10 protein-coding genes are annotated in these 11,425 nt (G+C 51.6%); 2 read left to right on the forward strand and 8 right to left on the reverse strand.

Features of this window, described 5'->3' with window-relative positions; translation table 11 throughout:
• Nucleotides 1–159 precede the first annotated feature (159 nt).
• Nucleotides 160–2,001, reverse strand: coding sequence for a dihydroxy-acid dehydratase (gene ilvD, locus ABYP33_RS15025; protein WP_373091977.1), 1,842 nt, complete (start codon nt 1,999–2,001; stop codon nt 160–162).
• A gap of 180 nt (nt 2,002–2,181) precedes the next feature.
• Here ilvD and ABYP33_RS15030 point away from each other — a divergent pair, with 180 nt between their 5' ends.
• Nucleotides 2,182–3,330 carry a mechanosensitive ion channel domain-containing protein gene (locus tag ABYP33_RS15030; RefSeq protein WP_373091979.1) on the forward strand — a complete coding sequence of 383 codons (1,149 nt, stop codon included), beginning with the start codon at nt 2,182–2,184 and terminating at the stop codon, nt 3,328–3,330.
• On the opposite strand, the gene ABYP33_RS15035 is transcribed toward ABYP33_RS15030, so the two are convergent.
• Nucleotides 3,320–3,811: an NUDIX domain-containing protein gene (locus ABYP33_RS15035; protein WP_008253332.1), complete on the reverse strand. Its 492-nt coding sequence runs from the start codon at nt 3,809–3,811 to the stop codon at nt 3,320–3,322. The two genes, ABYP33_RS15030 and ABYP33_RS15035, sit on opposite strands and share 11 nt — an antisense overlap.
• Nucleotides 3,812–3,910: 99 nt before the next feature.
• Here ABYP33_RS15035 and ABYP33_RS15040 point away from each other — a divergent pair, with 99 nt between their 5' ends.
• Nucleotides 3,911–4,699, forward strand: coding sequence for an SDR family NAD(P)-dependent oxidoreductase (locus ABYP33_RS15040; protein ID WP_373091980.1), 789 nt, complete (start codon nt 3,911–3,913; stop codon nt 4,697–4,699).
• A gap of 26 nt (nt 4,700–4,725) precedes the next feature.
• On the opposite strand, the gene ABYP33_RS15045 is transcribed toward ABYP33_RS15040, so the two are convergent.
• The 6 genes from ABYP33_RS15045 to rho all read right to left on the reverse strand — a co-directional run bounded on the left by ABYP33_RS15045 (nt 4,726) and on the right by rho (nt 11,191).
• Nucleotides 4,726–5,700 carry a GGDEF domain-containing protein gene (locus ABYP33_RS15045; protein WP_373091981.1) on the reverse strand — a complete coding sequence of 325 codons (975 nt, stop codon included), beginning with the start codon at nt 5,698–5,700 and terminating at the stop codon, nt 4,726–4,728.
• Between the two features lie 249 nt (nt 5,701–5,949).
• Nucleotides 5,950–7,134, reverse strand: coding sequence for a radical SAM family heme chaperone HemW (hemW, locus tag ABYP33_RS15050; RefSeq protein ID WP_373091982.1), 1,185 nt, complete (start codon nt 7,132–7,134; stop codon nt 5,950–5,952).
• A 116-nt stretch (nt 7,135–7,250) separates the two neighbouring features.
• Nucleotides 7,251–7,379, reverse strand: coding sequence for an RlpA-like double-psi beta-barrel domain-containing protein (locus ABYP33_RS15055; protein WP_373091983.1), 129 nt, complete (start codon nt 7,377–7,379; stop codon nt 7,251–7,253).
• Nucleotides 7,380–7,410: 31 nt separating this feature from the next.
• Complete coding sequence (locus tag ABYP33_RS15060) at nt 7,411–7,641, reverse strand: hypothetical protein (protein WP_373091984.1); 231 nt, start codon at nt 7,639–7,641, stop codon at nt 7,411–7,413.
• Nucleotides 7,642–8,307: 666 nt separating this feature from the next.
• Nucleotides 8,308–9,771 carry a 4-hydroxy-3-polyprenylbenzoate decarboxylase gene (gene ubiD / locus ABYP33_RS15065; protein ID WP_373091985.1) on the reverse strand — a complete coding sequence of 488 codons (1,464 nt, stop codon included), beginning with the start codon at nt 9,769–9,771 and terminating at the stop codon, nt 8,308–8,310.
• A 151-nt stretch (nt 9,772–9,922) separates the two neighbouring features.
• Nucleotides 9,923–11,191 (reverse strand): transcription termination factor Rho, encoded by a 1,269-nt coding sequence (gene rho, locus ABYP33_RS15070; protein WP_008253345.1) that lies wholly within the window; start codon nt 11,189–11,191, stop codon nt 9,923–9,925.
• Nucleotides 11,192–11,425: the final 234 nt, after the last annotated feature.

An 11,425-nucleotide genomic window follows, 5' to 3' on the forward strand; every position in this document is an offset into this window, starting at 1 on the left:
CCGTTTTGATCAACTGGGGCTGATCTCGTTAGTGGATCAGTATCGTCGTCTCATGAGTACAATATGAACCGCCGTATACGGAACCGTATGTACGGTGGTGTGGGAGGACGGCGGAAGTGATTCCGCCTCCTACCCGATCCGCAAACATCCTTGCGACGTTTACAGTTGGCTAATATCCCGCACCGCACCCTTGTCAGCACTGGTTACCATTTTAGCGTAAGCCTTTAAGGCAGCAGATACTTTGCGTGGGCGTTCTTTCACGGGTTTCCAGCCGTCGGCGCCTTTGGCGTCCATGGCTTTGCGGCGCTTATTCAGTTCGGCTTCGTCTACCAGTACATTGATGCTGCGGTTAGGTATGTCGATACGGATAATATCCCCTTGCTCAACCAGGCCAATTGCGCCGCCGGCAGCGGCTTCGGGTGAAGCGTGACCAATAGACAGGCCAGAAGTACCGCCCGAGAAACGGCCGTCGGTGAGGAGCGCACAGGCCTTACCTAAGCCCTTAGACTTAATATAACTCGTAGGGTAGAGCATTTCCTGCATGCCGGGGCCACCCTTGGGGCCTTCGTAGCGCACAATAACCACGTCGCCCGCTTTTACGCGGTCATTTAAAATATCGTCTACCGCGCCTTCTTGGCTTTCGCAGATATGGGCTGGGCCTTCAAATACCAGAATACTCTCATCTACGCCTGAGGTTTTTACCACACAGCCGTCTACTGCAATATTGCCATAGAGTACGGCCAAGCCGCCTTCTAGTGAGAAGGCGTGTTCTAGATTGCGGATACAGCCGTTTTCGCGGTCGGCGTCCAACGAACTCCAGCGAGTGTCTTGGCTGAACGCGGTTTGGGTGGGAATACCCGCTGGGCCAGCTTTAAAGAAGTTCTTCACTGCGTCGTTGTCGGTGCTCATGATGTCCCACTGGGCCAAGGCCGCCGCCATGGTGCTGGCGTGTACAGTCGGGAGGCTCGTGTCCAACAATTCGGCGCGATCAAGCTCACCTAATATTGCCATGACGCCACCGGCGCGGTGCACGTCTTCCATATGATACAGCGGCGTATTCGGTGCAACCTTGCACAGCTGGGGGACTTTCCGCGACAGCGCGTCGATATCTTTAAGCGTGAAGTCCAGCTCAGCTTCCTGCGCGGCAGCCAATAAATGCAATATGGTATTGGTGGAGCCGCCCATGGCAATATCGAGGGCCATGGCATTGCTGAAGGCACTGTAGGAGGCAATATTGCGGGGCAGTACGCTGTAATCGTCTTCTTCGTAATGCCGGCGAGATAATTCAACAATTCGGCGGCCTGCTTCCAAAAACAGTTTTTTGCGGTCAGCGTGGGTGGCCAGCATAGAACCGTTGCCGGGCAAGGACAGGCCCAGCGCCTCGGTCAGACAGTTCATTGAATTGGCGGTAAACATGCCCGAGCAGGAGCCACACGTTGGGCAGGCTGAGCGCTCGTATTCAGCGACCCTCTCATCGGTAGCGCTGTCGTCGACCGCGATGACCATAGCGTCGACTAAATCGAGTTTATGCTCAGACAGCTTGGTTTTACCCGCTTCCATGGGGCCACCGGACACAAATATCACGGGAATATTCAGGCGCAGCGCCGCATTGAGCATGCCGGGGGTAATTTTGTCGCAGTTTGAGATACACACCATAGCGTCGGCGCAGTGGGCGTTGACCATATATTCCACGGAGTCGGCAATAATATCGCGACTCGGCAGGCTGTAGAGCATACCGTCGTGGCCCATGGCAATACCGTCATCAACAGCAATGGTATTAAATTCTTTGGCGACGCCGCCAGCTTCTTCAATTTCGCGGGCAACCAACTGGCCCATGTCCTTGAGGTGAACATGGCCGGGTACAAATTGTGTAAAGGAGTTCACTACCGCAATGATCGGTTTTTCAAAGTCGCCGTCTTTCATGCCGGTGGCGCGCCACAGTGCGCGGGCACCCGCCATATTGCGGCCAGCGGTGGTAGTCTTAGAGCGATATACAGGCATAGTGTTCCTCGTGCGCGGTCGCTGAGTAGTATTTTGAGCGTTAGCTATTGGGCCGCAGTTTAGCACAGAGCGCGGCGCCTTCGTATGCGGTAAATATGGTGTCCGCGATGACGCGGGCAGGTGTCTATACTCGAGTCTATGAGTATGATGCAGTCTTATAACAGTAACGAGGCTTTTTGAATGGACGATGCTTTAGACGCAGTCCTTAGCGTAGCGCCGAATTGGCTGGGCCAGTGGGGGCCGTTTGCGGTGGTAATAGGCTTGCTATTTGCCACCTGGCTTTTCACTCGCAAAGTGTTTGCGGTGCAGAAAAGTCATGGTGCCGACACCCGGTATCGGGAGCAGGGCTCGCGTCTGGCCTTTCGGCTGAGTGGCTTGCTGCTGGCAATAAGCACGATTCCAATGAATGGTGAGCTGCGCGGCCAACTCTTGAGTTTGGTCGGTTTGTTAATGAGTGCCGCGATCGCGCTGTCATCGACCTCGGTGATGGGCAATTTAATGGCGGGCTTTATGCTGCGCACGGTGAATAGCTTCCGGGCTGGCGATTATATTGAGTTTCGTGGTGAATTGGGGCGGGTGTCGCAGCGCGGTTTACTGCATGTGGAATTTCAGAATGAAACCAGCGAGCTAGTCACGGTACCTAACTTGTTGTTGGTGCAAGAGCCCTACAATGTGGTGCGGGCCTCGGGCACGGTGGTGTCGGCAGAGGTGTCGCTGGGCTATGACGTTGACCGACGTGATATTGAGACGGCCCTGTTGAGGGCAATTGAAGCGGCAGAATTGGAAAATGGCTTTGTCCAGATTCGCAATCTAGGTGATTTCTCGGTGAATTATCGCGCCAGTGGCTGGCTTAAAGAAGCGGCATTGTTGGTCAGTGCGCGCTCGCGTTTGCGCGGCAAAATACTAGATGCACTGCATGATGCGGGCATCGAAATCGTGTCGCCGAGCTTTATGAATCAGCGACCATTACCTGCTGAGTTAAAATTTATTCCTAAGCGTAAAGTGACGCGGCAACCAGACGAAGATCGCAGTGGTCACGCTGAAGAAATCTTATTCAGCAAGGCCGAGGTGGCCAGCGCAGTCGAGCAATTACAGGGCAAAATTAAAAAACTCAAAGACCAGTTGAACGCCGAGCCTGTTGAGGGCGAGGAGGCGCCTGATCGCGATGAGCTAAAGAAAGCCCTCGGTCTGTTGACCGAGGAGCTTGAACAGGCACGGGAATTGGCCAAGGCAGAAGTCGCGCGGGATAAGGGTAGCCACGAAGAGGAAGATGACAGCACTGACGAGACAGCTCGGGTAGAAGATCAGCCACCCAAGCTTAAGACTTAGGGCTCAGGCCCTGCTGCTTTAACCAGTCTGTTAGTGCGAGTCCAGTGCCCATAGGCCAAGGTTTGATCTCGGCTGGCGGTACTATTTTATAGTCATCAAGTTCGTGATTGAGCTTGATCTCACCAGCGGCGCGCACGTGGTAGGCAATAATCACCTGATTTTGCTGGGCAAAAGGGTAGGCGCCAATTAGTGTGGTTTCTAGCGCGTGGAGGTTTAGCTCCTCCATGGTTTCTCTGCGAGCGCATTCTTCAGGGTCTTCGCCCGCTTCGAGAAAGCCAGTAATAATAGAGTAAAAATTTTTTGGCCAATTGACGTTGTGGGCCATCACCACGCCGCCATCAACTTCCACAATCATGGCAATCACGGGCACGGGGTTGTTCCACAGTACAAAACCACACTGGGTGTCGGGGCAGCCTTTGCGAATCTCGCTGTCGATTAATAGCTCGGCGATGGGGCTGGCGCATTGGGGACAAAAATTCATAGTGGCCTCTATTTTATTGGTGTTCAGCCTGTGATTTTGCCACAGACTGGCTATATGCGACTATGCTGCAATGAGCTTAATTTTAGAGGGTGGTGTACTGTGGATTTAAATCTGAATAAGAGAATTGCGCTGGTCACCGGCAGCAATCGCGGTACGGGTGAGTGTATAGCGGCTACCTTGGCGAATGAGGGTGCTTGTGTGGTATTCCATAGCAATGAAGAGGGTCTCGCTCAGCGTGCTGCCGATAAATTCCCCAATGCTTGCGCGGTGTGGGGTGATATCAGTAGCGATGAAGGCTGCGAGCACGTTTTGCGGCAAACCATGGATCGGGTGGGCGAGGTTGATATTTTAGTAAACAACTATGGCACAGTATCAGCAGGTAAGTGGGCGATTAGCACCAGTCACGATTGGCTGGATATGTATCAGAAAAATGTTTTGTCGGCGGCGCGATTAATACGGGGCTTGGTACCGGCAATGAAAGCGAAAGGCTGGGGACGAATTGTTCAGCTTGGCACCATCGGGAGTCATCAGCCCAATAATATTATGCCGCATTATTACGCCGCTAAAGGCGCCTTAGCGACCATGAGTGTAAGTCTGACCAAGGAGTTGAGCCATACTGGTATTACTGTAAACACCATTTCGCCAGGCTATATTCGTACCGCGGAACTAGAAGCCGGATTTCGACGCCGTGCTGAAAAGAAAGGCTGGGGGGATAACTGGGATGATATTGTTAAGCAAATTGTGGCCAGCGAGTACCCGAACCCCTGCGGCCGAATTGCCGAGCGTCAGGAAGTGGCCGATTTAGTGGCCTTTATTTGCAGTGAGCGGGCGGGGTTTATCAATGGCCAGAATATTCGGATTGATGGTGGCGCTGTTTGCTATGTCTAGGTGTTTCGCCGCCGCGCAAGTTTAACTTAACCGCTGGCCATGCGGATATGGCGGGCAATGGCGACGCGATTGCGGCCCAGCTGTTTTGCTTGGTACATGGCGTGATCGGCTTCTTCTGTAAAATAATTGGGCGACATACCGCGCATTGGTACGGCGACATAAATACCGGCACTGACGGTGATGACCTTTTCCGATGTGGATTTTTTGTGCGGGATGGCCAGCTGCTCAATTTTTAATCTAACGGCTTCAACGTGCTTTAAAAATGTTGTTTCATCTGAATCGCTTGCTGATAGCACTACAAACTCTTCTCCGCCATAGCGTGCACAGATGTCGGCTTCACGACTGAAATGCTGACTTATTTGCTCGCCTACGAGGCGCAGCGCCCGGTCCCCCGCGTTATGGCCATAGTAATCGTTGTATTGCTTGAAATGATCAATGTCAAAAAAGGCTAAGCTAAGCGGGATTTGATAGCGTTGGTGGAAGGCGCAGAGACGGGTAAGCTCCCGGTCAAAAAAACGACGATTATAAAGTGTAGTTAAGAAATCGTGGAAAGCCAATTCATCAAGTTGTTGATTTTTTCTTTTGAGAAGTAAATTTTGTTGTTCAATTTTCTCTTGATAGTGGATGCGCTCATTTATATTGTGTAATACGCCAATAATATGGGTGAGTGTGCCACGGTCATCTAAAACAGGAGAGATGCTCAGTTCGTGCCAAAAGTAGTCGCCAGATTTAGTCTGAGATTTCCTAATACACTGAATACTCTTTCCGGCAGCTATGGCGTTAACAATTTCGTCCTCGGTAACTGGCGTATTTTTACTTAGACGTTCCAATAAATTATATTTGTGATTAATAATCGATGCATTATCAAAGCCGATAATTTTTTCAAAAGCTCGGTTTCCATAAATAATTCGATCTGGCTTGTTGTCATGCTTTACGGTGGCGATGATAACCCCTTCCGAAGTGGCTGACAGGGCTGCCGAGAGCAATTCTTTTCCGATCATCGTAATAGCCTATTCAGTACTTGCGCGGCGAGAAATTTGCCTTGGTGATACTAGTTTCTTGTTTTTAAGGAAGCATCTTCTATTCTCGATGCCAGAGCACAAATAGTGAGGTAAGACTTTAAACTTAGCGGCTTACTTATGTCATGACGATACGTATTTTCCGATATTGTTATGAATTTTGCAGGTGACAATTTTATCGAATAGCTTACATCTAGTTCTCAAGTGTCTGGTGTAATGCGCGAAAAGGGTTTAAGCGTTTAAGAATTCGCTGAGGATGCTGTCTATCAATTCAAAGCCGCGCGCGCTGGGCCGTATTAGGTGGTTTTGTTCTTGCAGTAAACCTTGCTGCTGCAGTTTGACTAAGATTGCATCGATGGTTTTGCTGCTCTGACCTGTGCGCTCGCTGAATAATTGCCGAGTAAATCCCTGTTCTAAACGCAGTGCGTTCATCATAAATTCGAGGGCTAAATCGCTTGTGGCGATGGGTTCACGTTTACTCGTGCGTGAAGGTTGGCGCTGTAAATAATCTTCGGGCTTACGGGTTTTCTGGTAACGGTAAATATCGCCATTCGCGTGGCTGATTTTGCCGTGAGCACCGGCACCAAGGGCGAGGTAATCACCAAATTGCCAGTAATTAAGATTGTGGCGGGATTGGTGGCCGGCCTTGGCGTAGGCCGATACTTCGTAGCGCGTAAAACCAGCGTCGTTCAGCAACAACAATCCCGCTGCTTGCATGCGATGCATTTCAGTCTCTAATGGTAGGCTGGGTGGTCGTTTAAAAAACTCGGTGTTGGCTTCAATGGTGAGTTGATACCAGCTGATATGAGGCGCGCCTGCCGAGATGGCGATTTGTAAATCTTGCATGGCTTCAGTTTGGTTTTGCTCGTTGAGGCCGTGCATTAAATCGACATTAAAATTGTTAAAGCCAGCATGCTGGGCGCAGGCAATGGCGCGTCGTGCATCATCGCTATTGTGAATGCGGCCGAGTTTGTTTAATTGTTCTGGGTCAAAGCTTTGCACGCCAATAGAAAGTCGGTTGATGCCAAGGGAGTGATAGCCCTCAAAACGACCTTGTTCCAAGGTGCCGGGATTCGCTTCGAGGGTGATTTCAATATCGGGGGCAAAGCGTAAATGTTTTTGTAAACCCTTAAATAAGGTTTCGTATGCCGCGGCACTGAATAAGCTTGGTGTGCCGCCACCAATAAAAATGCTTTGCAGTTCGCGACCTTGAATAAAATCTAAATCCTGTTCGAGATCTTCTAACATGGCGGCAATATACGCTTGTTCCGGTAAGTCGCCCTTGCGCTCGTGGGAGTTAAAGTCGCAGTAGGGGCATTTGCGCACGCACCAGGGAATGTGGACGTAAAGTGATAGGGGTATGGCCTTTGATCGCGACGATTCGGTGCTAAGGGGGCTTAATAGGGAATCGTTCATAATCTGGCGTTACTTGTGATGGTCTGCTGCGGCCTGCAAGTTTAGCATTATTCATGGGCTGTTGTTATTGAAGCTAGGTGCCTATACCTCCTGCCTTTGCTTAAGCAAATTTTGGATCACTCAATTACTCGTACGTCGGCATGGAGTAAGCCCGAAGCCGTATTGCCAATCCCTGCAAAGTCCGACTTGGAAAGATCTATAATCCGCTCCCGCACAAATGGGCCTCGGTCATTAATTTTGACCAAAACGCTTTGGCCGGTTTTCTGGTTTGTGGCTTTAGTAGCTGCGCAATGGCAGGGTTCTATGGGCCGCGGTTTTTAACTCATGCCGATACCGCTCGCCGTTTGCGGTCTTTTGATTGTGGTGCTTAGCGCCATAAAAAGAGGCTAGACCTGACTCTAAGATTGCGGGGGTTTCCTCTACGACGAGTACCATCTCTTCCTCAAATATGCCTTCTTCCTGCGGAAATGAAGAACATCCCGTCAAGGCGAGCTGCAATGTGAACATTGCGCAGGTGATTAAAATAATGTGGCCGCAGGGGGCGTGGCTACGCCAGTTGTTTAATCCTTTGGATAAAAATAGCACCCCTGTGATACTTCGTATTTGTGCTTGCGCATTAATCGATCATTGGAATTGGGAATAGCTCCAAGGGGCCATAACAGGTTGTGAAGCTGTTACTTGCTGCAGTGCTTCGCCGCGCGGAAGGAAGTGGGGTGCAAGCATCTAATGAGTACTTTGTTGCGGGAATAGGCTCCTGCCTCCGCAGGAGCGACCATTTAGCCGCATTTCAGCATGCTTTGAAAATATCGTCTTACCTGCGCAGGCAGGTATCCATATGAGCGACAGCGAATGCCCTTGCATCAGACGTCCGACGTCTGGCCTCAGCCCCGCTTGTGCCACTTAGCCGGTTACTTGCTGCAGTGCTCCGCCGCGCGGAAGGAAGTGGGGTGCAAGCATCTAATGAGTACTTTGTTGCGGGGATAGGCTCCTGCCTCCGCAGGAGCGACCATTTAGCCGCATTTCATCATGCTTTGAAAATATCGTCTCACCTGCGCAGGCAGGTATCCATATGAGCGACAGCGAATACTTTTGATCCCGCTTTTGAACTCACCGAACATCGCAGAAATTCAATGGAATGCATTTAGCGAGACGGCGCCAAACGCTCAGTTTAGCTCAACTCAACCCCAACTTGTCCCAAATATCATCAATTTTCTGAGTAACCGCCGGATCTTTTACGATCGGGCGCCCCCATTCACGGGTGGTTTCACCGCCTATTTTATTGGTCGCATCCATCCCCATTTTTGAGCCAAGGCCGGAGACTGGCGAGGCAAAGTCGAGGTAGTCGATGGGGGTATTTTCAACCAGCACGGTGTCCCGTGCTGGGTCCATGCGGGTGGTAATGGCCCAGATCACGTCGTTCCAGTCCCGGGCGTTGACGTCGTCGTCGCAAACAATCACAAACTTGGTGTACATGAATTGGCGTAAAAACGACCATACCCCAAACATCACGCGTTTGGCGTGGCCGGAGTATTGTTTCTTAATGGTGACCACCGCCATGCGGTAGGAGCAGCCTTCGGGTGGTAGATAGAAATCCACAATTTCGGGAAATTGGCGTTGCAGCAGCGGCACTAATACTTCGTTTAACGCGACGCCGAGTACTGCGGGCTCATCGGGTGGTCGACCGGTGTAGGTGCTATGGTAAATGGGCTGTTTACGATGAGTGATATGGGTCACGGTGAATACTGGGAAGCTATCGACTTCATTGTAGTAGCCAGTGTGGTCGCCATAGGGACCTTCGTCGGCCATTTCTGCTGGGTCGATATAACCTTCTAAAATAAACTCCGCACTGGCGGGTACGTTTAGATCGTTGCTGAGGCTGGTAGTGAGTTCAGTTTTGCTGCCGCGCAATAGCCCAGCAAAGGCGTATTCGCTGAGGCTGTCGGGCACCGGTGTTACTGCGCCGAGGGTGGTCGCTGGGTCGGCGCCAAGGGCAACCGATACTGGAAACCTTTCGCCCGGGTTGGCCTGTGTAAATTCTTGGAAATCGAGGGCCCCACCGCGATGGGACAGCCAGCGCATAATCAGCTTGTTTTTGCCAATTAATTGCATACGGTAAATGCCTAGGTTCTGGCGTTCTTTATTTGGGCCGCGGGTAATAACCAGCGGCCAAGTGATTAGCGGCGCCGCATCGTCAGGCCAGCAGGTTTGAATCGGCAGGGTGTTGAGGTCGACCGCATCGCCTTCAATCATGCATTGCTGGCAAGCGGCGCCGTTCACCATTTTAGGGCCCATATTCAATACTTGCTTGAATACCGGCAGCTTGCTCCAGGCGTCGCGAAGCCCCTTTGGCGGATCGGGTTGGCGCAGAAACGCGAGTAGCTCGCCGACTTCGTGCAAGGCTTTGATGTCGTCCTTGCCCATGCCCATGGCCACCCGTTTTTCGGTGCCGAATAAATTCGCCAGTACGGGGATGTTGTAACCAATGGGGTTTTCAAAAATAAGTGCGGGGCCACCGGCGCGCAATACCCGATCGCAAATCTCGGTCATTTCAAGATTGGGATCAACGGGGTGTTTGATGCGCTTCAGCTCGCCCTTGGCTTCGAGGTCGGCAATGAATTCTCTGAGGTCTTTATACATAGCAGGCGTTACGCTGGATGGGAGACGGGAGAGGCAAGGTCAAAATATTAGGCGCGGCAGGCACCGCGCTAATTAAGCCCAAGTGTAAATCTTGACGGGTATTTAGGGTTTTGCTTTTAAGCATCTCCCGTCTCCCGTCAAGCATTCGGCACTACTTACGCTTCATTGAATCAAAAAACTCGGCATTGGTCTTGGTGTCTTTGAGCTTGTCGATCAAGAACTCAATGGCTGCCGTGTCTTCCATGCCGTGCAGTAATTTACGTAGGATCCACATTCTGGCGAGTTCTTCTTCGCCGGTGAGGAGTTCTTCGCGGCGAGTACCTGAGCGGCGGATGTTAATGGCAGGGTAGACGCGCTTCTCGGCGATTTTACGATCCAAGTGCAGTTCGTTGTTACCGGTGCCTTTAAATTCTTCGTAGATGACTTCGTCCATTTTGGAGCCGGTGTCGATCAGCGCGGTGGCGATAATTGACAGGCTGCCGCCTTCTTCGACATTGCGCGCGGCGCCGAAGAAGCGCTTGGGGCGCTCCAGGGCGTGGGCGTCAACACCACCGGTGAGGACCTTGCCGGAGCTCGGGACAATGGTATTGTAGGCGCGGGCTAAACGGGTAACGGAGTCGAGGAGGATGACCACGTCGCGTTTGTGTTCAACCAGGCGCTTGGCCTTTTCGATAACCATCTCGGCCACTTGTACGTGGCGGGCTGGTGGCTCGTCAAAGGTCGAGGCAACAACTTCGGCGCCGCGAACACCAACCGAGCGCTGCATTTCAGTCACTTCTTCTGGGCGTTCGTCGATCAGTAAAACAATAACGTAACACTCTGGGTTGTTACGGATAATACTCGCGGCAATATTTTGCAGCATCAAGGTCTTACCCGCTTTTGGCGGGGCGACGATCAGGCCGCGTTGGCCTTTGCCGATAGGTGCGGCGAGGTCAATGATGCGGCCGGTTAAATCTTCGGTAGAACCGGTGCCCAGCTCTAGGGTTAGGCGCTCATTAGGGAACAGTGGGGTCAGGTTTTCAAACAGGACTTTGTTCTTGGACTGCTCGGGGCGGGCAAAATTGACTTCGTCGACTTTCAGTAGAGCGAAGTAGCGCTCGCCTTCTTTTGGTGGTCGAATTTTGCCGGCAATGCTGTCGCCAGTGCGCAGGTTGAAGCGTCTGATCTGGCTGGGTGAAACATAGATATCATCGGGCCCGGCGAGGTAAGAGCAATCGGCGGAGCGCAGGAAGCCGAAGCCGTCTTGCAGGATTTCTAATACGCCGTCGCCATGGATGTCTTCACCGCTTTTAGCGTGGCGCTTAAGTATTGAGAAGATGATGTCTTGCTTGCGCGAACGGGAGACATTGTCTAGGCCAATTTCTTTGGCGATGTCGAGTAATTCTTGTGCTGGTTTGGTTTTTAGATCGGTAAGATTCATAGGTATATGGGTTTAGTGGTATCAATTAGACGAGATATGAGCGAGACGTAGGAACGGCAGAATCGGAAAGCCGAAACGAACTCGACGTGTACAGCAGGAGCGAAAATAAGGTTAATTATTGGGTTTTCTTTGAAGGATCGTCAGCACTCTACCATTGAAAGTCAGAGGCGTCTAGTCTTTAAGCTCAGTAAAATTGCGCGGCGTGGCCGCGCAATTTCGAATTACAGCGCTGCG

The sequence above is a fragment of the Zhongshania sp. genome, assembly GCF_041584495.1.
Classification (GTDB): Bacteria; Pseudomonadota; Gammaproteobacteria; order Pseudomonadales; family Spongiibacteraceae; genus Spongiibacter.

Excerpts from the sequence above, each read along its gene's own strand:
- ABYP33_RS15035 (WP_008253332.1), bottom strand. The coding sequence starts at position 3,811 with ATGAATTTTTGTCCCCAATGCGCCAGCCCCATCGCCGAGCTATTAATC.
- ABYP33_RS15045 (WP_373091981.1), bottom strand. The coding sequence starts at position 5,700 with ATGATCGGAAAAGAATTGCTCTCGGCAGCCCTGTCAGCCACTTCGGAA.
- ABYP33_RS15060 (WP_373091984.1), bottom strand. The coding sequence starts at position 7,641 with ATGTTCACATTGCAGCTCGCCTTGACGGGATGTTCTTCATTTCCGCAG.
- rho (WP_008253345.1), bottom strand. The coding sequence starts at position 11,191 with ATGAATCTTACCGATCTAAAAACCAAACCAGCACAAGAATTACTCGAC.
- ubiD (WP_373091985.1), bottom strand. The coding sequence starts at position 9,771 with ATGTATAAAGACCTCAGAGAATTCATTGCCGACCTCGAAGCCAAGGGC.
- hemW (WP_373091982.1), bottom strand. The coding sequence starts at position 7,134 with ATGAACGATTCCCTATTAAGCCCCCTTAGCACCGAATCGTCGCGATCA.
- ilvD (WP_373091977.1), bottom strand. The coding sequence starts at position 2,001 with ATGCCTGTATATCGCTCTAAGACTACCACCGCTGGCCGCAATATGGCG.
- ABYP33_RS15030 (WP_373091979.1), top strand. The coding sequence starts at position 2,182 with ATGGACGATGCTTTAGACGCAGTCCTTAGCGTAGCGCCGAATTGGCTG.